Raw genomic sequence first — 19,462 nt, 5'->3', positions numbered from 1 at the left:
AATCGCACTAGGTATTATAGCCAGCAGCAATAGAACATTGGCAAACAACGATCAATATCCTTAAAATCCCACCCAAATCAAATCTAAATTAATTTTATTTCACCCCTCTAAAGTAGTAACACAAGTACATAATTGTGAATGGCTTAGGGGGAATTCTTCTTTTTAATCCTATTATTTAAGTCTTGGCTTAAAACAATTGGCTTAAAAATAAAGCCATTGTATATTACTACTTCATTGAATCTATAGAAATGAAAAACCTCAACCTGATCACTATTGGCCTACTGTTATTGCTTACATGGGGATGCAATGAAGAAGAAGAAGAGAAGACGATATCCTTCAATTCAGGTCCCACAAACAATATCATGCAATACCTTGCGCAGGAAGCCAAAATCCTGAGCAATAAATTCCCCACAAATACCATCTCTCTGGAGGACTGGGAAACGCTTCGACCAAAAAAACACAAGCAATTCATAGAAATGATGGGCTTTGATATGGAAGAAAAAAGGCTTCCGCCAAAAGTCTACGCCACCGATACCTTGCAACAAGAAGGCTTTCGAATTGAAAAATTTTATTATGAGTCTCTTCCGGATCTTTTTGTCCCGGCAAATCTCTACGTACCTGACAATATAACAAATCCACGTGCTACTATAGTCTACCTTTCCGGACATTCTCACGGTCAAAAAGCAAATTATCAGGCGCATGCAAGAAGATTGGCTGAACTCGGATTTATTACTTTAATTTTTGACACCATCCAATTCGGAGAGGTTTGGGGTCACCATTGGGGTCCCTATAATAAAGGTTGGTTCAATTGGTATTCCAGAGGGTATAACCCGGCAGCTGTAGAGTTATGGAATGCCATTAGAGGACTGGATTACCTAGAAACCCGCACGGATGTTGACATGGACAATATTGGGATTACCGGAATATCCGGCGGAGGTTCTCAAAGTTGGTACTTTGCTGCAGCCGATTCAAGAGTAAAAGCTGCGGCCCCTGTATGTGGTGCCGGAACCATGGACTCTCAGGTGGGTGAAAGAAGAATAGATGGCCACTGTGATTGCATGATGATCAACAATGGCTTCCAAATGGATTACACAGATATCGGAGCTTTAATTGCACCCAAACCCCTGCTTATTGCCCAGTCGGATAGAGATGAACTTTATGGGATTGAATCCACTCGGCAGTTTTACCAGACCTTGAGCAACTTCTACAAAAAATTTGATGCAGAAAATAATATTTCACTGGTAGAAACACCCGGTGGACACTCTTACCATCCAAAATCCAGAAAAGCCATTTTTTCATTTTTCCTTCATCATTTGATGGGCAAAGAGATACCTGCTGAAGAAATAATGGACATAGAAACCAACAAAGAAAAGCTGCTCCCTACTAACAGTCTTAACGTTTATAAGGGCAGCCCTCCCGCTACAGATATAACCAAAACAATTCAGCACTCCTTTGTCAAAACAGCTGAAATACCGGTTATCAATAGCCAAGAAGCCCTAAAAAACCATCAAAACAAGGTGAAAGAATACCTTAAATCGAGAACATTTGGGGCATTTCCGAATTCTGCGATTGATTTGGGAGGAAAAATGATTTATAGAACAGCCGACCTGGCCAAACATGGCAATAAAACCTACAGTTTTAACAGTGAAGAAGGCTGGGAATTAAAGGTAAATATCTTTTACCGACAGCCTCAAGATGAGAAATCGCCTCTGCTCCTGGTACTAAGAACCCCGGGAGAGGAAAGATGGGAAAGTGAAGGCTATGCAAATAAAGTACCCGGAAAACATAACATCGCCTATCTGGAAGTAAGAGGAGTGGGGGAAGCCGGCTGGGCTCCTGAGCTCAATTGGCATGTGAGGCGTTCAGCAGCCTGGCTTGGCAAAACCATTGCCTCCATGCAAATTTATGACACCATGCGGGCCTTGGAATTCTGTAGAACATTACCTGAGGTAAACCCCGATCAAATTAGTATTCTTGGCAGGGATGGAATGGCTTCTATAGCCATGTATGCAGCATTGATGGATGAAAAATGTGAAGGTATTTACCTGAGCAATCCACCGGAAACGCATGACCATCCCAGTCCAAAAAATGGAAGGGATTTCGCTTTAGAATTATTGAATGTACTTCGTATTACCGACACCTATCAGCTTCCGGCCTTGATTCATCCAACAAAAACCTATTTTCTGAGTGAGATTCCGCCTGCTTACAACTGGTCAAATACTGTTTTAAAAGAGGCAGTAAACGAACAATTACAGATTATTAACTGATGTAAAACAGGAAATTAAATTTCTAGAATAAAAAAATAACGATTTCTATTAGTCAAAAAACTTTATATCAGTGCCTTAAAATCCCTTTTATAGCAATAGATACTACTTCTAAATTTTGCCTTATACTAATATTAATTGATCGTTTATTTTGTTTTTTATTTAAATCATTTAGATTTATAAGGATAAATCTAATACTACCTTACAAGCACATTAATAGTCAATCATTGCTATGTTTTATTTAGCATGTTCAGTTTAGATTTCCATTGCGCCATCCAGCTATTGTACTTGCTACAAAAAGTCAATTATATCATCAGGTTAAATAATAAATTGATCCATGAGAAAAGCACTTAAAGGCTCCAGTTTTTTATTTTACTTTCTAACAATTCTCGTGTTTTTTGTACTAGGAGGCCTTTTCTCAAGGTACATGGGAGTGGGTAAAAACCAAGGACTTGCTGGAGGAGCCATCGTATTGGGCTATGCTTTAACGTATGCTTTTGGAGCTTTAATTGTAGCCATAATTTTGGCAGGTAAATTGAAAACAAAAATCATCGTTTATACCAATTTTATTCTTTTCATTGTGTTGACCATATTCATCTTTCTTGGCTACAAGCGACACTTGGAAATGGAGAAAAACAAGGTTCCTGCCCAAGAAAGGCTAATTTCACCGAAACCTACCGCCCCGGCCCAGCCCATTCACAATATACAATTTGAAAATGGAATGGGCCAAGGATTCTTTAGTCCCAACTTTGTAGAAAATGACAAATTGTATTTTTATTCTCCTACTGATCCAAGGGCATGGAATGGTGTTGGAGAAGCTATAGACAGTTTGGTGTTTTATAAAAACCGGAATGGGCAATACGATATCCAATATGCTCCCCCCTATTTTTTTCCTGAAATAGTTAAAATGGATTATGAGTGGTTGATGATAAAGGTCATTACCTCCGGTAAATATATGCTAGAGCTTGAGATCAATCAAGAAACTGGGCAATCCGTACTTGTAGACAAATTTAGTGGCAACCTTATCTACTGGCCGGAATTTATTCTCAATACCAATAGTGTAGAAATTATGGAAGCGTTTCCACAAAAAGTATTGATTAAACCCTTAGAAAATGCTGCGGTAAACAGTATCTCATATGTTTTTTTGCAACCCATTGCTGTGCAGGGGGATTGGCTAAAGGTAAACCTGACTGACAAAGAATTCTTTAACCTTGGTCAAGGATGGATAAAATGGAAATCAAATGATAAGTTGATTATTCGCTACAATTTATTCAGCTAATCCCACCAGATCAATTTCAATGGCTCAGAAAGAAAATTCTTGATTTTACACAATAAAAAGAACACGATTTTGGAGGGAAGATGCTTATTATTTCTTCAATACCGAATTAAATCGTATGTAAAATTAAGGTTTTATCAGGCTTGCTTTGATATCTTTAATCCTTGATTGTAGGGTAGTTTCAGCCATGTTAACCTCATCTGTTGTAGCCAATAAGAAATCTTTGACCGCACCTTCATGGTCCTTAGACTTCCCATATTTCATATCCACATAACGCATGGTGGTCCACATCAAAGTTTTCAGTTCCTCTTTATTATCATCAGTCATATAATACTCTACAATTACTGAATGGTGATCATGCCAAATTACCCTGCTCATTATTCTCACCCATTCTCCAACTCTGGCAGGCCTGACATAGGAAATACTATGATTATATACCACCCAAGCGGCCTGGTATTTACGGATAAAATCCATCATTTCCACCCCATACAATTTCGGCACCTGATCTTCTCTGGCATTGAAGAAATAATCGAAATACTTCGCATTATTGAGATGCTGCAATGGATCACAATCCTGAAACCTGATGACTACCCTACTTTCCGTCTCTTTAGGATAGTGCTTGTCTTTATTATATTCGAACATAATTTTTGAGTTTGATCCATATATTCATCAAAGATATATGATTTAAATCATTGTGTAATTTAGATAAATATTCATTAATTTAAAGAAACTAAAAGGCCTAATATGAAGATCCTTGTTCCAACTGACCTATCTGACAATGCTGACCAGGCACTAAATTTCGCCGTGGCCTATGCCCAGCAACAATGTGCAACCATAACATTAATTTTTTCCTATTTTGCAGTATATGATTTCGCTGCAGAAGCTGTAAGAATGGCACAAACAATCGAGAACAATGCCAAAACTGAGTTAAATAAAATAATTAGCAAAGTAGGTAGGGAGGTAGAGATAGATTATAAAATTATTCAAGGAACAGTGGCCAATGCTATATTTTCTACCGCCAATAATGATGATTATGACCTGATCATTATGGGAACCCAAGGGGCCAGTGGGATTAAAAAAAACCTTATTGGTTCCAACACTGCTAAAGTTATCAAGGAAAGTAGCATTCCGGTAATTGCAGTGCCTTTTGGTTCATCATTTGAAAGCATTGAAAAAATTAAAGTTGCTGTAGATCTTCAACATGATAAAGAAGGCATTTTTAGGAAATTGATTAAACTCACTGAAACTTGGAACCTACCTTATGAAATTATTCATATAGAAAACAAACCTAATTTCAGTAAAAAAATCATTTTTAAAGGACTTGAATCCTACTTAACTGAAAATTTTCCTGATTGCGATTTTAGTTTTGAGATGCTTCAGGAAATTAATACTGACAAAGGGCTGGAAAATTATGTGAAAAACAAATCAGATAGCTTATTAGTGATGTTTTCAAAAGACCGCGGTTTTCTTGATTTTATTTTCAAACATAGCCACAGTGCAAAAATGGTCTATCATACACATATTCCTCTATTGGTTATCAAATAGCATATGAAAGCAGTAGTAATTACAGAAGCAGGTGCGCCGGATGTTTTAAAAATTAAAGAAAGAAGTAAACCTAAAATTGGAAAGAATGAAATTTTAATTAAAGTCCGTGCCATTGGAATCAACAGACCTGATATCGCTCAAAGAGAAGGAAAATACCCTGCTCCCGAAGGTGTCCCTAAGGATATTCCGGGACTGGAAGTTTCAGGATGGGTAGCCGACCTTGGTGAAAACGTTAAAACTTGGGAAATTGGGGATAAAATATGTGCCTTATTGGCAGGAGGAGGATATTCAGAATATGTAGCTGCTCCACAAGAACAATGTCTGACAATCCCTGAAGGTTTAAGCTTGGAGGAAGCAGCTTCTCTTCCCGAAACCTTTTTCACCGTTTGGAATAATGTCTTTAAAATTGGCAATTTCAAAAAGAATGAAACCGTCCTTGTCCATGGTGGAAGCAGTGGTATTGGTGTTTCAGCCATTCAGATGGTAAAAGCCATGGATGGACAAGTGATTGCTACTGCAGGTTCTGAAGAAAAGTGTGAAACCTGCCTGGAGCTTGGTGCAAGTCTGGCTATCAATTACAAAAAGCAAGATTTTGAGACCAAAATCAAAGAGCACTTGGGATCCAAAAGAGTTGACATAGTCTTGGATATGGTTGGTGGTTCTTATACCATGAAAAATCTTCGCTTATTGAATAGAAAAGGAAGGTTGATTATGATCAATGCCATGGAAAATAGAATGGGAGAAGTGGATCTGCTTAGAATAATGACGCATCAGCTGGTAATAACCGGATCCACTTTAAGGCCTCAATCAAAGGAATACAAAGGGCATATTGCCACCCAGTTGATGGAAGAAATCTGGCCGTTATTTCCGGATAAAATAAAACCCGTTATCCATACAGCTTTCCCTATGGCAGAAGCTGCAGAAGCACACAGGTTATTAGAGAGTTCCAAGCATATTGGTAAAATTTTACTATTGGTTTAATGTCTCATTTGTTTTCAGGTCAACCAAATCAACAAGATCATGAAAAATTATTTATTCATTTTTATTCTTATAGCAATCGCATTTAGTTGCACCGCAAAAAAAGAAAAACAAAGTTTAACGGCTGATCAGACAGTTTTTAGGGAAGTAAACATCGTAGATGTATCAACAGGAGCTATAAATAAAGCGCACGTAATCGTCAAAGGGAAAACCATTGAAAAAATCCTTTCTCCGGATGAAGAAGTTGATTTTGCCAAGGCGAAAGTAATTGATGGAAAGGGAAATTACCTAATTCCGGGCTTAGCAGAAATGCACGCCCATATTCCGGATAAGCCCTGGGATGACCCTCTGGTGCAAGAAACATTGTTTTTATACTTGTCAAATGGTGTAACCACAATAAGAGGAATGCTAGGTAACGAAGCTCATCTTCCACTGAGGGAGAAAGCTGCCACTCAGGAAATCCTCTCTCCAAGAATCTTTACCTCCAGTCCTTCTTTAAATGGAAATACTGTAAGCACAACCGAGGAAGCAACCGAAAAAGTTAAAAATTATGCAGAATCAGGTTACGATTTTCTAAAACTTCACCCTGGCATCCGAAAGCATGTTTTTGACAGCATTGTGGCAGCAGCAAATAAATATGGGATCCCATTCGCCGGCCACGTCTCTAATTTAGTAGGTATCAGGCATGCCTTAAAAAATGGCTACCAGACCATAGACCATGTAGATGGTTTTATTGAAGGGCTGGTACCAAAAGAGGCAGGTGTAAATCCTACAGAGAATGGTTTCTTTGGTTACAATTTCACGGAATTAGCCGACCCAAACACCATTCCGGAATTGGTTGACCTAAGCAAAAAAAACAAGGTATGGGTGGTGCCTACACAGTCTCTTTTTGAGCGTTGGTTTTCTCCTATTCCTGCTGAAGAATTGGTCAGTCAGGAAGAAATGCAATACATGAGCCCCAAAACCAGAGAAAACTGGGTAAATAGTAAAAACAACTTGACCAAAGCTGACAATTTCGATGAAGCAAAATGGAAGCAATTCAATCAAATACGATATCAATTGATCAAGGCCTTGCATGAAGATGGACAAGGTTTACTATTGGGTTCTGATGCCCCCCAAGTATTCAATGTACCCGGGTTTTCTATCCACCATGAAATGAAAGGAATGCTGGCTGCAGGCTTGAGACCATTGGAAATATTACAAACAGGAACAATTAATCCGGCAGTATTTTTTGATGGCAACTTCGGATCTATTGAAGAAGGATTGGAGGCAGACTTGGTACTGCTTAGGAAAAACCCTTTGGAAGATTTAAGTCACATGAAAAACCCACTGGGCGTGATGGCTAGGGGGCAATGGATAAGTAAAGAAATAATCAAGGAAAAACTTGGTCAGATAGCAGAAAAAAACAAATAGCCCACTTAATGCGGGCTATTTGGTATAAAAATTAAGCTATAAATTAACCTAAAGTATCGACGATTCCACGGTAATACCCTACAGATTCTGCAATACCGGCCATTGGAGCTTTCATGTCTTTTTCATATTCCATGGCTAAATGTCCTTCATAATTGGTTTTGGCCAGCATTTTCACCACCCCCGGAATATCAATAACACCTCTTCCAAGCTCAACTGTTTTGCCATCAGCCTCTGCCTTGGAAACATTTTTCAGGTGCAAATCAAAGATGCGGCTTTTGTATTTTTTAATGTCTGCTACAGGATCATGTCCGTCACGCATATTGTGTCCAATATCAAAACACATCCCGATTCGATCATCCAAATCTTTTATATGGCTCATGATAACGGTGGCATTTGGATACAATTTATCTTCAGGACCATGATTATGTATGGCAAACCTAATATTGTATTCTTTTACTTTGCCATCCAAGTAAGGTAAATCTTCTATACTTGGAATACCTACAATCATATCTACACCAACCTTTTTGGCATAATCAAACGCAATATCTAAGGCCTCTTGCGTTTTAGAATAGATAGGGCCTACTGCATAACCTTTTATGTTTGCATCTGCCAATTTCTTGTGAAAAGCTGCAATTTCTGCATCTGTACTTTCCAAAGGCAAATGAAAATCCTTGATACAAAGGTAGTTTACATCTACTTTTTGTATCATTTTTATGGTTTCATCAAGATCAAAATTTTTAAAAGTATAACCCGCAAATGCCAATTTAAGATCTGATGGCTTGGCCAAAGTTGCAGGAGCTGCCTTTAGGTTAGATCCGGCTAGAACGACTCCTCCAATTGTTCCTAAGATACTTTTTTTGACAAAGTCTCTTCTATTGTTTTTTGTTTGTGACATGATAAGATGGTTTATTTTATTCTATTGTTTATTGTCAGCGTTACATTTTATTCCCGCAATATAAAGGGAAGTAAGGAATTTTAGGGATGGGAATTCTAAAAATTTATGGTTTATTTACACTTTTAGAAAATTTGCCTCATCCAAAACCTTTTATCAATGAGACCTTATATCCTGGCTGAAACGAACTGGAAAGCACTTAAAGAAGAAAAAATTGAGTTGGCGGTAATGCCTTGGGGGGCCACAGAAGCCCATAATTACCACCTGCCTTATGGAACAGATGTCTATGAAGCCGATGCCTTTGGAGCAGCTGCCGGCAAGATTGCTTGGGAAGCCGGTGCGAAAGTGATGATACTGCCAACCATACCTTTTGGCGTAAACACCGGACAATCAGACATCTATCTGGACATGAACCTAAACCCAAGCACACAACTGGCAATCTTGAAGGATCTTGTTACGGTTTTACATCGGCAAGGTATTCCTAAACTGCTTATTTTAAACAGTCACGGCGGCAATGATTTTAAAACCATACTGAGAGAAATAGGCCTGTTATTTCCTGATATGTTCTTCAGCACCTGCAATTGGTTTCAGGCCATGGACAAACCCAAGTATTTCGAACATATGGGAGACCATGCAGACGAAATGGAAACCAGCCTGATTATGCATTTACATAGTCATTTGGTTTTGCCTCTCGAAGAGGCCGGTGACGGAAGTGACAAGAAATCAAAAGTAAAAGCCATTCGAGAAGGCTGGGCATGGGCAGAAAGAAAGTGGTCCATGGTCACGGAAGATACTGGAATTGGAAACCCTAAAGCGAGTACACCGGAAAAAGGCGAACGTTTCCTTAAAGATACTAGTGAGAAAATTGCCGAATTAATGATTGACCTGGCCAATTTGGACATCAATGACAGGTACGAATAAATCCGTAACAATTAATGAAAAAACCTTTGCGAACAATAACCTATGGCCTAGGCCTACTTTTTTTAACCATGTTGTCCATAAGCTCAGGCATGGCACAACATACAAAACAATCTTATTCCAGACAGGACAGCTTGCGTGGAAGTATCACTCCTGAGAGAGAATGGTGGGACCTGATTTACTATCACCTCGACATCGAGGTCAAGCCCAAACAAAAGTCCATTGAAGGAAGCAATACCATTTATTATAAGGTATTGAAGCCCGGGAAGGTAATGCAAATAGACTTGCAGCAGCCAATGAAAATAAAGGGTTTTTCCCAAAATGGCAAAGCGCTGGATTTTAAAAAAGAAGGTAATGCCTATTTTGTCACCATTGAAGCGAATCAAGAAGTAGGAGATTTACATTCCCTGGAAGTTAACTACAGTGGGTCGCCAAGGATTAGTCCTAATCCTCCTTGGGAAGGAGGTCTGACTTGGGAAGAAGACAAAAAGGGAAAGCCTTTTATCGCCAATTCCAACCAAGGGGATGGAGCAAGTCTCTGGTGGCCATGCAAGGACCACATGTACGACGAACCCGACAGCATGCTGATCAGTGTAAAAGTGCCTGATCCCTTGATGAACGTATCAAATGGCAGGCTTCGTGAAATAGAAAAACACCAAGATGGGAAAAGTACTTACCATTGGTTTGTAAGCAATCCGATTGCCAATTATGGGGTAAACCTAAGCATAGCAGATTATGCACATTTTTCTGAAATGTATCAGGGTGAAAAAGGTCCCTTGACTTTGGACTATTATGTACTCAAGGAAAACCTCGAAAAAGCAAAGGTCCAATTTAGGGATACGCCAAGGCTGATGAGGGCCTTCGAACACTGGTTTGGCCCCTACCCTTTTTATGAGGATGGTTTTAAGCTGATCGAGGTGCCATATCTTGGCATGGAACACCAGTCGGCTGTCACTTATGGAAATGGGTATTCCAATGGCTATAAGGGCAAGGATTTTAGTGAAACAGGCTGGGGACTAACCTTTGATTATATCATCATTCATGAAGCGGGACATGAGTGGTTTGCCAATAATATTACCTATAAAGACATTGCCGACATGTGGATTCATGAAAGCTTTACCACATATTCGGAAAGTCTTTTCTTGGACTATCACTATGGAGTCCTTGCAGGAAATGAATACCTTCAAGGAGCCCGAAGAATCATAAGAAATGATGGGCCTATTATAGGGGATTATGAAGTAAATCAACGAGGTTCCGGGGACATGTATTTCAAAGGAGCCAATATCCTTCATACACTACGTCAATGGATTGACAATGATGAGAAATGGAGAGGCATTTTAAGGAAAATGAACAAGGTTTTTTACCATCAGACGGTAACAACTGTTGAAATAGAGACTTTTTTGGCTGAGGAAAGTGGTTTGAATCTTCAGGCTTTCTTTGACCAATATCTTCGTACAGAAAAGGTGCCTATTTTTCAATATTACTGGAAAGGGGATAAATTGTATTACCGGTGGGAAAACAGCGTTGCCGATTTTGCCATGCCGCTTAAAATCAATCAAAATGAAAAGACGCATTGGATTGACCCTGAACAGGGCTGGAAAAGTTCTGAAAAATTAGCAGCAAATGTAGCCATTGAAATAGATCCCAACTTCTATATTTATGTACAACAAATCCAGGCCATCAAATAAATGGTCATTCCCGAAATCTCATAAATTATGAGTAAATTTATCGCTTGATTTTAAATAAGGACTATATCAATGGACAATAATAAAAAAATAGCCATTATAGGCTGCGGAAACCTAGGTTTATCTATAGCCAATGGCTTATTAAGTACTGAGGGTTTTGACGGAAAAAGACTTATCGTTACCAAAAGGCATCCGGAAAGTTTGTTTTATCTTAAATCGCGAGGAGTCACCGTTTTGGCAGATAATAAGGAAGCTGTAAAGGATGCAGATTTTGTGATTTTAGGTGTAAAACCTTACAATATTCAGCCTATTTTACAGGAAATTAAGCCATTTTTAAAGAGAGACAAGCAAGTTATTGCTTCCCTAGCGGCTGGCATCACCCTCCAAGCCATCAAGGCTGAACTCGAACCCGGCACTACTGTTTTCAGGGTTATGCCCAATATAGCTGCAGATATTAAAGAATCTATCACATGTATTTGTGGTGATGATTTCAATACAGAAACCGAAAATACCGTCAAGGAAATTTTCAATAGTGTAGGCATAAGCATTACGATAGAAGAACACTTGATGGAAGCCGCTACGGTATTGGGGGCTTGCGGCACTGCATTTGTTTTGCGCTTTATGCGCGCCATGACACAGGGAGGAATCCAAATAGGCTTTGATGCCAAAACAGCCAATACAATTGTAACACAAACCGTAAAAGGAGCAGCCGAATTGGTGATGCAAAAAGGGATTCACCCTGAAGCAGCCATAGATAAGGTAACAACGCCAAAAGGCTCTACCATCAAGGGCTTGAATGAAATGGAGCACCATGGCTTCAGTTCTGCTATGGTTCGAGGAGTAGTTGCCTCTTACGAAGACATCAAAAAATAAAACCATGAAAAGAGTCCTTCCCTGGCTGATGGGTTCAGCCATTTTTATTGTCATCTTTTATATGCTCGGACCAAAAGAAAGCATTCAGGACCTATCCGGTACCTATCCTGAAGTGCCATCAAATCTCAATGAACTGGAAGCCTATATACAGCAGGGTGAAGACACTGTGCAAGGCCTTAAACCTAACAATGAAGCCAGGATAGTCTGGGCTGACCCTGAAAAAAAGGAAAAAACGAATTTCAGCATTCTCTACGTACACGGTTTTGGTGCCAGCCAGATGGAAGGTGATCCTGTACATCAGCAATTGGCCAAACATTTTGGTGCCAACCTCTACTTGGCCAGGCTACCGGAACATGGCATAGAGCGAGCAAATGCGTTTGAACACTTGGATGCCAAAAGTCTGGTGGATGGGGCAAGAAGGGCCTATATGATCAGCAGGCAATTGGGGGATAGTGTAATTGTAATAGGAACCTCTATGGGGGGTGCCTTATCATTGATTCTGGCGGAAGAAAGACCGGAAATTCATTCCTTGGTTTTGTACTCCCCCTGTATCGGAATCTATGGTGATCGACTTGATCCCTTGTTTCAGCCTTGGATGAAGCAACTAATGGAAATGACCATGACCAATGAAGATGGGGTGCAGGTGGTAGAAAGAGAACCCGAAGAAGGAAAATATTGGGCAACAAATTATCATATCAATGCTTACACAAGTCTGGCTGTGCTGCTAAAAAGTAAAATGAACAAGGAAACCTTTGAAAAGGTAAAACAACCACTGTTTCTGGCCTATTATTACAAAAATGAGGAAGAGCAGGACAAGGTGGTATCCGTTCCAGCCATGCTGGACATGTATGCCAGTGTAAGTACCCCTGACAACAAAAAGCGGAAAGTAGCTTTCCCTGAGGCCGGTGACCATGTGATTGCTTCAAGTTTGAAAACGGAAAGTTGGGACGAAGTGCTAGAGGAAAGCATAAAGTTTCTGGAAGAAGTAGTTCAGCTAAGCCCGGCGGAAAGTATGGAAGTGATGGAGGAATAAATTAAAGTCAGTTACGCAATCGTCAATTGGGGAAATATCAAAATCCCCCTTTTTCCAAAGGGGGACTAAGGGGGATTTCTAACGTAAATATTCTAAAATATAAGGTTGCTATAATTGGAAATTCAAATTGGGATTTTTTACATAAACTGTAAACCTATTACATTATTTAAATTTTCAAGGTGGAACTATTTAGAGGACTTGCTTTATTCTTGGGATAATTCTGTCAAATTTTAATCCTCCTTCAACACTGGCGTAAATATCATGTACCTTAACATATCCTCATTATATTTTGGGTTAAAGGGATTGTTTGCAGAAATGTACAATCCTTTCTCACCTACAAAATGGTTATTTAATGAATAAACCTGAAATTTATCAAAAATATGTTCTCCGATAATATTCAGTTCGCTATCCAAAACCATCACACCCGAATAGGGTCTTGAGAATTCGAGCTCTCTATGGTTGTATTCTTCCTCCAAGTTTTCAGGATCAAAGGAAGGTAAAAATATTCGGTAAAAAACGTCCCTGTACTTATCATAAAGAAAGTTTTCATAACGGTCTGAGGAAAACCTATTAAGCCAAGCTTTTTCAATAGGAGGAATTTCGTTAACATAATTAAATTTGTTGACATGGAATGATTTAACCTCTTTTCGATTTGTAACTGTACCTGAAGCCATATCAAAAACCTGAATCTCATGGTCATGCCAAGGTGCAATGTATAGCTTTCCCTCCTTTTCTGTCCATGAGTAACCGGAAGGCTTTTTGCCATTATCCCAATAGTCTTCTCTGTAAAACACATCGTACCACTTCACATCTCCTGTGTTAATATCTAAACTAAAGACCAATCTTTGCTTTTGAATGGCATCTTTATTCATCCCATGATGGTCCATGAAAAGTGGTTGTGAACCGAAAATTTTGTTTCCATATTGATGTATTCGCCGATCAAAATTTGATTTTATTGTGGTAAGTGGTATTTGATCATCAATAATAGGTATTCTTTTAGACACCTCTCCATTAAAGTTTGTTAATACTAGATTTGGAGGCCTATTAGTTACCCAAAGAGAATCCCAACTAGTGACGGTTCCGGCATTAAATCCTGACACCCCATGTTCACCCTCCCTCTGAATAGCTATTTCATGGGCTATCTTCCCTGAGGGAAGTTCAAGAAATTGGAATTTATCCTTAAAGTCGTTTAAAAGTAAAAGGTATTCACCCGAGTCTGAGGCAATCAACTGAGTATACCGAGGATTAACCGGAGTGGTTTCTAAGAGCTTTATTTCAAGAAGACTGGTTTTATAATCCAGTGCCTTCTCTTCTACCGAACCCTTACATCCGGTTGCTATCAATATCAACAACAGAAAAAATATTCTCATTCTCACAAGCAATTATGGGTACTTAATAATCTACAAAATTTTAAAAAGCTCATTTAATCTTTAATTTAATCAAAACCCATGTATCCTCTTTTAATCTTTTTTTATTCGTTTGAAAAAAGTCATGAATATTTCCTTTCATTATTTTAACTTTTTTATTTCCATACAACTCCACATATTTATTAAAGAAGTTCGATGAATGAAACCTAAATACTAAATGATCATCTGTTCCTGTCCAAGGGAAAACATATGGCATTCCATCTATATCATTTTCTAGGTTTTTCCATTGATTAAGAATATTAAAATCATGGTCCATAAAAATATAATGTCTTTGATCAAGACCTTGCCTAACAAACAATACATATTTATCCAAATACGAATGAATTAAATCAATCCTACTAACCAATTTTCGGTCTCTGACTAAAACTTTTAATTCTTCTCTTTTTTCAAATCCTCTTTTTTCATCAGCTACATTGTGTTTTCCAAAATCAAAAAAATAAGTATCCTTCAAAAACCCTGAAAATTTATCTATAAACACAACCTTTGTAGCGTGTGGCATTGAAAAATATAGAAGACCTTTTGATTCTATTTCTTTAAATCCGTTTAAGTTATCGACCTTTACAATGTACTCTAATGGTTTGTCTATCTTATGAAAAAATTCTTCTACATCTGTTGAGTTATCCCTTCTAACAAAATTATATCCTTGGAAATCAGTTTTATAGGACATAAAGTAAATAGAATAAGTATCTGCTACATAAAAGTTGGTGTTTTGGTAGCTATTTTTTATTTCTTTAATGAATTCGCCATTTCTATCAAACTCAAGTTGTTTTTGTAAATGAGTGTCTTGAATAAAAATCCGATCTTCAGTAACCTGAAAGTCATCCATTTGGATATACTCTCCCGGCCCCATACCATTGGCATAAATCGTATTGACAACTTGGCCTTCTTCATCAAAGACAAATAAATTATGGGATCTATTGTCTCTAATAAATATCAACCCATCTCTAAAAACAACATTATAGAGGTTAATTACAGGGTTGCTGTCCGGGTAATCCAAAATAATATATTCGGGTTTTTCAAAATGATCTGATAATTTCCCTTCAACCGATTGATCCAGATCTATCTCTATTGTTACAAGCTCTTGATCTGACGCAACTTTTTCTGAGCAGGAGCAAACAAACATTGTCAGTATGAATACTATTCTTTTCAATTTTCTTTAGGATTATTTTAATTATTCATAATAATAATAATAATAATAAAACTAAAAACAAAGTTATTTAATCCTAATCATGAATTTCAAAAACTATTAAGCAAATAGAAAACCCGGCGGCTGAGCGGAGCCGAAGCCAAAGGGTGACGTATCCGTATTACCTACTCGACTCCGCTCAGGATCCGGTATGATATCAAAACGCACCAAAATAGAAAATTATATTTCAAACTATTGGTCTCGTCTAAAATTTAACCTATATTCAATCCTAAGGGCTTAGCCCTGTGATAGGATTTCACCTACTATTATAAAAGAACAAATGCTACCTAGCCACTTAAAACCTGAACAAAATAAAATATGGGAACTGAGAATGTAGAATTAATGAAAATGGCAAAAGCCTCTTTAAAAGGAAATTGGGGATTGGCCATAGGTACTTTTCTTTTATATATGTTTATCATGGGCTTTTTACAAGGAATGGCAGATTACTATCCGATGATAGCCTTGGGAACCTTGTTAATTACAGGACCTATGACACTAGGTTTGGCCTATTTCTCCTTGAGTATTGCCCGAGACCAAAATGCCCAATTGCAACAAATATTTGATGGCTTCAATAATTTCGGAACAGCTTTAGGCGCTTATTTGTTAATGATCCTATTTATCTTTTTATGGATGCTTTTGCTGATAATCCCGGGAATAATTGCCGCTCTATCCTATGCCATGACTTTCTATATCATCGCTGATGACCCAAAAATCGGTCCACTGGATGCCATTGACAAAAGCAAGCAAATGATGAATGGTTACAAAATGAAGCTTTTCCTTATGTTCTTGATGTTTCTTGGTATGGCTTTGCTTTGTATCCTTACCTTGGGAATTGGATTTTTGTGGTTTATCCCCTTTGCCAATGTGACCCTGGCTAAATTTTATATGGACATAAAAAACAGGAATATCATCCCTGAGGTTATCTAAAATCAATTTACTTACAAAGCGTAAAGCTATCTCGAAGAAAAAAAAATCAACAAACCAAGTCCTTTGAATATTGTCAAGGGACTTGGTTTTCTTTTTTTAACTCAGCCAATTTAACTATTGATAGACTATAATTTCGAATAAACATAAAACCCCGGTCAGGGGTGACATTTTTGTAGGCAGGGACAATAGCCCCTGCAAAATGGTAACTATGCCAACTGATTTTGGCGGTATTGTTGCTTCTTTTTTCTGCAACAATACTGACAAAATCTTAACCTAAATCGAATAGTAACGCCATCTTAAAAAAACCAGGAAAATCAGGAAAAATTAAATCTAATCCCCTACCTTTATCATCTGTTTTACTGAAATCAACATATCATCTGTGTCTTTTTTAAAAGGCAAACTCGTTTGACGAGCAATTGCTCCATGGGAATCTCCTGATCTCCTATGAACAGATAATCACACCCTTTTTAATTATTTAATCAATTGTCGCATTGATTTTAAATGTTTTCAACATTTATAGATCTGCAGGACATTTATATTTAAAATGAAAAGTAAACAGTTCATCAATAAAAGCATCAACCATTTCTACACCAAAGCTTCTGAAGAAACCCGACTGGACAAAGGTATGGGCTTATTTGAATTTGAAAGAACAAAATCACTTATCGCCAAATACCTGCCTGCTACTTCTTCCTGCATCATCGATGTTGGTGGCGGTACCGGAAAATATTCAGCATGGCTTGCGCAAAAAGAACATAAAGTTCATATGGTAGAACCGGTTGATAAGCACATTAAAATCGCCTTAAAAAGAGCTAATAAACGGGGCAATAAATTTCATGTACATCAAGGAGAATCTCGAAAATTAGAATTTCCAAATAATTTCGCTGACCTAATCATTCTCCACGGACCACTTTACCACCTTCAAAAAAAGGAAGACAGGGAATTAACGGTTCGTGAAGCAAAACGGGTTTTAAAAAACAACGGTATTGTTTTGGGTTTTGCAATCAACTATACGGCCTCAACTTTGGTAGGCCTACTAAATGGTTTGATTCACAAAAAATCATTTTTCGAAATGTGCAAAGAAGAATTAACTTCAGGAATACACAACCCACCCCTTGATTTTCCATGGTTATTGGCTGAAGCTTATTATCACAATCCCCCGCAGCTCGAAGAAGAGTTTTTGAGTCAGGGATTTATCCATTTGAATACTTATGCAGTGGAAGGTATGGCCTGGTTAGACAAGAATTATTTTGCCAACATGGAAAATAGTGAAAGAAGAAAAACATTGTTAGAACTAATTCAGCTAACTGAAAAGGATGGCAACCTACTGCCTTTTAGTCCACATATGATGATCGCAATTAAAAAAAAATCGCCCTATGAAAAATAAAGTACAATACTTCCAAGCATTGTCAGCAAACAGAGGAAAGCACAATGAAATAGATTTGGGAGAACAAATTGGTCTTGATGAGCAAAAAACCCAAGCTATATTGGCTTTGCTCCTATCCGAAAATAAAATCAAATACGAGCGCAAAGGAGTCTGTAATTATTCGCTTATGAAGACAAAGAAAAAATAAAACCCTGTGTAATTCCCCCTGAAGGATCAGGGGAATTTCTATTTCATGGTTCTACTTTTCATTCCAACCCTTTGAATGCGCTTAATATTGAACCTTATTCAATGCATAAAATTACGTTCATAGGTAATTTATTTAGCTAGGGGTAAATAACCCCTGGCTAAATGTTTTAACGAAAATTGATTTTGGCGGTATTGTTGCCTTTTTCTGCAACATTACTGACAAAACTTCGACCACCTAAAATTCAAACTAGAAATTACTTCTTTTCCTCCACATTATTTTTTTTTGGAAAACTGTTGCTTTCTTATTAACCTACTCTTTAAATACATGAAAGCATAAAACCCCGGTCAGGGGTGACATTTTTGTAGGCAGGGGAAATAGCCCCTGCAAAATGGTAAGTACGCCAACTGATTTTGGCGGTATTGTTGCTTTTTTTTCTGCAACAATACTGACAAAATCTTAACACTATCTTAAGCAAAAAAAAGCTTCATATTTATCATTTTTTTTCTTAATATTCTACATATTCCAAAACCCAAGTAACCCATTATTGGAAACAAGGAGTATATTTATAGGGGAGCTCTTTTTCAAAGCAATCCTCACCCCTATGAATACTTAAATGCCACCCAATAATCATTCAATCAATGCACTTAAAAGCTTTAAACAAACTCTCCGGCTCGTTTTCCAATGCGCAAAAAATGCCTGTCTTATTTTTAGGACACGGCAGCCCTCTGAATGCCATAGAAGAAAACACCTTTGTCGCAAACTTTAAAAAAATCGGAGAAGAAATCCCTAAACCAAAGGCTATTTTATGTATTTCTGCCCATTGGGAAACCAAAGGCACCTATGTGACTGCCATGAAGAAACCTAAAACCATTCATGATTTTGGCGGTTTTCCTCAGGCATTATTTGACGTACAATACCCGGCCCCCGGAAGCCCTTCCCTTGCACGGGAAACAAAAGATTTAATCACAAAAACCAAAATAGGACTGGACAAAAACTGGGGACTAGATCATGGCACATGGAGTGTCGTTAAACACCTTTACCCCAATGCAGAAATACCCACCATTCAAATGAGTTTGGATTATACCAAGCCGCCAAAACACCATTTCGAATTGGCGAAGGAGTTATCTCAGTTGCGTCAAAAAGGAGTTTTAATCATTGGTAGTGGGAATATGGTTCATAATTTAGGTAAGGTTGCATGGGACAAACTACAGGGAGAGCCATATGCCTTCGATTGGGCCATGGAAGCCAATGAAAAAATGAAAACCTGGATATTAAATGGAGATTTTCAAAAATTGATAAATTTTAAAAAACAGGGAACAGCTTTTGATCTGGCTATACCAACTCCAGAACATTATTTGCCTTTGCTCTATACTTTAGCACTCAAACATAATCGAGACAATACAAGCTTGTTTAATGACCAACCCGTGGGGGGCTCCTTGTCTATGACTTCAGTAAAATTCGATTAAGCAGCAGT

The 19,462-nt window shown here is 38.0% G+C and carries 17 protein-coding genes; 13 read left to right on the top strand and 4 right to left on the bottom strand.

The window, feature by feature from the left end; all coding sequences use genetic code 11:
• Positions 1-248 precede the first annotated feature (248 nt).
• Together Q4534_RS08335 and Q4534_RS08330 are read left to right on the top strand one after the other, a co-directional pair.
• Entirely contained in the window at positions 249-2,267 is a 2,019-nt protein-coding gene (locus tag Q4534_RS08335) for a prolyl oligopeptidase family serine peptidase (protein ID WP_303612707.1), read from the top strand.
• Positions 2,268-2,601: 334 nt separating this feature from the next.
• A complete protein-coding gene (locus Q4534_RS08330; protein WP_303612706.1) occupies positions 2,602-3,543 on the top strand; it encodes a hypothetical protein in 942 nt (313 codons plus the stop codon).
• A 123-nt stretch (positions 3,544-3,666) separates the two neighbouring features.
• Here the strand turns inward: Q4534_RS08330 and Q4534_RS08325 are convergent, their stop codons facing one another.
• Positions 3,667-4,182: a thioesterase family protein gene (locus Q4534_RS08325; RefSeq protein ID WP_303612705.1), complete on the bottom strand. Its 516-nt coding sequence runs from the start codon at positions 4,180-4,182 to the stop codon at positions 3,667-3,669.
• A 102-nt stretch (positions 4,183-4,284) separates the two neighbouring features.
• Between Q4534_RS08325 and Q4534_RS08320 the strand changes: the two genes are divergently transcribed.
• Genes Q4534_RS08320 through Q4534_RS08310 form a run of 3 tightly spaced genes read left to right on the top strand, consistent with a single transcriptional unit; the run spans position 4,285 to position 7,476 of the window.
• On the top strand, positions 4,285-5,085 hold the full coding sequence (locus Q4534_RS08320) for a universal stress protein (RefSeq protein ID WP_303612704.1): 801 nt from the start codon (positions 4,285-4,287) through the stop codon (positions 5,083-5,085).
• A 3-nt stretch (positions 5,086-5,088) separates the two neighbouring features.
• Entirely contained in the window at positions 5,089-6,066 is a 978-nt protein-coding gene (locus tag Q4534_RS08315) for an NAD(P)H-quinone oxidoreductase (RefSeq protein WP_303612703.1), read from the top strand.
• A gap of 39 nt (positions 6,067-6,105) precedes the next feature.
• Complete coding sequence (locus tag Q4534_RS08310; RefSeq protein WP_303612702.1) at positions 6,106-7,476, top strand: amidohydrolase family protein; 1,371 nt, start codon at positions 6,106-6,108, stop codon at positions 7,474-7,476.
• A gap of 43 nt (positions 7,477-7,519) precedes the next feature.
• Here the strand turns inward: Q4534_RS08310 and Q4534_RS08305 are convergent, their stop codons facing one another.
• Positions 7,520-8,371 (bottom strand): sugar phosphate isomerase/epimerase, encoded by an 852-nt coding sequence (locus Q4534_RS08305; protein ID WP_303612701.1) that lies wholly within the window; start codon positions 8,369-8,371, stop codon positions 7,520-7,522.
• Between the two features lie 156 nt (positions 8,372-8,527).
• Between Q4534_RS08305 and Q4534_RS08300 the strand changes: the two genes are divergently transcribed.
• The 4 genes from Q4534_RS08300 to Q4534_RS08285 all read left to right on the top strand — a co-directional run bounded on the left by Q4534_RS08300 (position 8,528) and on the right by Q4534_RS08285 (position 12,877).
• Positions 8,528-9,289: a creatininase family protein gene (locus Q4534_RS08300; protein WP_303612700.1), complete on the top strand. Its 762-nt coding sequence runs from the start codon at positions 8,528-8,530 to the stop codon at positions 9,287-9,289.
• A gap of 14 nt (positions 9,290-9,303) precedes the next feature.
• Positions 9,304-10,974 carry a M1 family metallopeptidase gene (locus tag Q4534_RS08295; protein WP_303612699.1) on the top strand — a complete coding sequence of 557 codons (1,671 nt, stop codon included), beginning with the start codon at positions 9,304-9,306 and terminating at the stop codon, positions 10,972-10,974.
• Between the two features lie 69 nt (positions 10,975-11,043).
• Positions 11,044-11,844, top strand: a complete 801-nt coding sequence (gene proC, locus Q4534_RS08290; RefSeq protein WP_303612698.1) for a pyrroline-5-carboxylate reductase — start codon at positions 11,044-11,046, stop codon at positions 11,842-11,844.
• A 4-nt stretch (positions 11,845-11,848) separates the two neighbouring features.
• The gene (locus Q4534_RS08285; RefSeq protein WP_303612697.1) at positions 11,849-12,877 is read left to right on the top strand and encodes a carboxylesterase; all 1,029 of its coding nucleotides are present in this window, start codon (positions 11,849-11,851) and stop codon (positions 12,875-12,877) included.
• A gap of 230 nt (positions 12,878-13,107) precedes the next feature.
• Here Q4534_RS08285 and Q4534_RS08280 read toward each other — a convergent pair whose 3' ends face one another.
• Positions 13,108-14,247: a DUF4221 family protein gene (locus tag Q4534_RS08280; RefSeq protein WP_303612696.1), complete on the bottom strand. Its 1,140-nt coding sequence runs from the start codon at positions 14,245-14,247 to the stop codon at positions 13,108-13,110.
• 49 nt (positions 14,248-14,296) lie between these two features.
• Positions 14,297-15,454, bottom strand: coding sequence for a 6-bladed beta-propeller (locus Q4534_RS08275; protein ID WP_303612695.1), 1,158 nt, complete (start codon positions 15,452-15,454; stop codon positions 14,297-14,299).
• Positions 15,455-15,808: 354 nt separating this feature from the next.
• On the opposite strand from Q4534_RS08275, the gene Q4534_RS08270 reads away from it, so the two are divergent.
• The 4 genes from Q4534_RS08270 (at position 15,809) to ygiD (ending at position 19,454) form a co-directional block, all read left to right on the top strand.
• Entirely contained in the window at positions 15,809-16,417 is a 609-nt protein-coding gene (locus Q4534_RS08270; RefSeq protein WP_303612694.1) for a DUF975 family protein, read from the top strand.
• Between the two features lie 544 nt (positions 16,418-16,961).
• The gene (locus Q4534_RS08265; protein WP_303612693.1) at positions 16,962-17,801 is read left to right on the top strand and encodes a class I SAM-dependent methyltransferase; all 840 of its coding nucleotides are present in this window, start codon (positions 16,962-16,964) and stop codon (positions 17,799-17,801) included.
• On the top strand, positions 17,791-17,988 hold the full coding sequence (locus Q4534_RS08260) for a hypothetical protein (protein WP_303612692.1): 198 nt from the start codon (positions 17,791-17,793) through the stop codon (positions 17,986-17,988). The genes Q4534_RS08265 and Q4534_RS08260 overlap by 11 nt, the downstream gene beginning before the upstream one ends.
• A gap of 638 nt (positions 17,989-18,626) precedes the next feature.
• A complete protein-coding gene (ygiD, locus tag Q4534_RS08255) occupies positions 18,627-19,454 on the top strand; it encodes a 4,5-DOPA dioxygenase extradiol (RefSeq protein WP_303612691.1) in 828 nt (275 codons plus the stop codon).
• Positions 19,455-19,462: the final 8 nt, after the last annotated feature.

This window comes from Cyclobacterium sp. 1_MG-2023 (genome assembly GCF_030546805.1).
Taxonomy (GTDB): domain Bacteria; phylum Bacteroidota; class Bacteroidia; order Cytophagales; family Cyclobacteriaceae; genus Cyclobacterium.
Note: the sequence above shows the minus strand (reverse complement) of the source record. Positions and strands in the feature narration are given on the sequence as shown.

Bases quoted from the DNA above. Each gene is read 5' to 3' on its own strand.
- Q4534_RS08335 (WP_303612707.1), top strand. From the start codon at position 249: ATGAAAAACCTCAACCTGATCACTATTGGCCTACTGTTATTGCTTACA.
- Q4534_RS08330 (WP_303612706.1), top strand. From the start codon at position 2,602: ATGAGAAAAGCACTTAAAGGCTCCAGTTTTTTATTTTACTTTCTAACA.
- Q4534_RS08325 (WP_303612705.1), bottom strand. From the start codon at position 4,182: ATGTTCGAATATAATAAAGACAAGCACTATCCTAAAGAGACGGAAAGT.
- Q4534_RS08320 (WP_303612704.1), top strand. From the start codon at position 4,285: ATGAAGATCCTTGTTCCAACTGACCTATCTGACAATGCTGACCAGGCA.
- Q4534_RS08315 (WP_303612703.1), top strand. From the start codon at position 5,089: ATGAAAGCAGTAGTAATTACAGAAGCAGGTGCGCCGGATGTTTTAAAA.
- Q4534_RS08310 (WP_303612702.1), top strand. From the start codon at position 6,106: ATGAAAAATTATTTATTCATTTTTATTCTTATAGCAATCGCATTTAGT.
- Q4534_RS08305 (WP_303612701.1), bottom strand. From the start codon at position 8,371: ATGTCACAAACAAAAAACAATAGAAGAGACTTTGTCAAAAAAAGTATC.
- Q4534_RS08300 (WP_303612700.1), top strand. From the start codon at position 8,528: ATGAGACCTTATATCCTGGCTGAAACGAACTGGAAAGCACTTAAAGAA.
- Q4534_RS08295 (WP_303612699.1), top strand. From the start codon at position 9,304: ATGAAAAAACCTTTGCGAACAATAACCTATGGCCTAGGCCTACTTTTT.
- proC (WP_303612698.1), top strand. From the start codon at position 11,044: ATGGACAATAATAAAAAAATAGCCATTATAGGCTGCGGAAACCTAGGT.
- Q4534_RS08285 (WP_303612697.1), top strand. From the start codon at position 11,849: ATGAAAAGAGTCCTTCCCTGGCTGATGGGTTCAGCCATTTTTATTGTC.
- Q4534_RS08280 (WP_303612696.1), bottom strand. From the start codon at position 14,247: ATGAGAATATTTTTTCTGTTGTTGATATTGATAGCAACCGGATGTAAG.
- Q4534_RS08270 (WP_303612694.1), top strand. From the start codon at position 15,809: ATGGGAACTGAGAATGTAGAATTAATGAAAATGGCAAAAGCCTCTTTA.
- Q4534_RS08265 (WP_303612693.1), top strand. From the start codon at position 16,962: ATGAAAAGTAAACAGTTCATCAATAAAAGCATCAACCATTTCTACACC.
- Q4534_RS08260 (WP_303612692.1), top strand. From the start codon at position 17,791: ATGAAAAATAAAGTACAATACTTCCAAGCATTGTCAGCAAACAGAGGA.
- ygiD (WP_303612691.1), top strand. From the start codon at position 18,627: ATGCACTTAAAAGCTTTAAACAAACTCTCCGGCTCGTTTTCCAATGCG.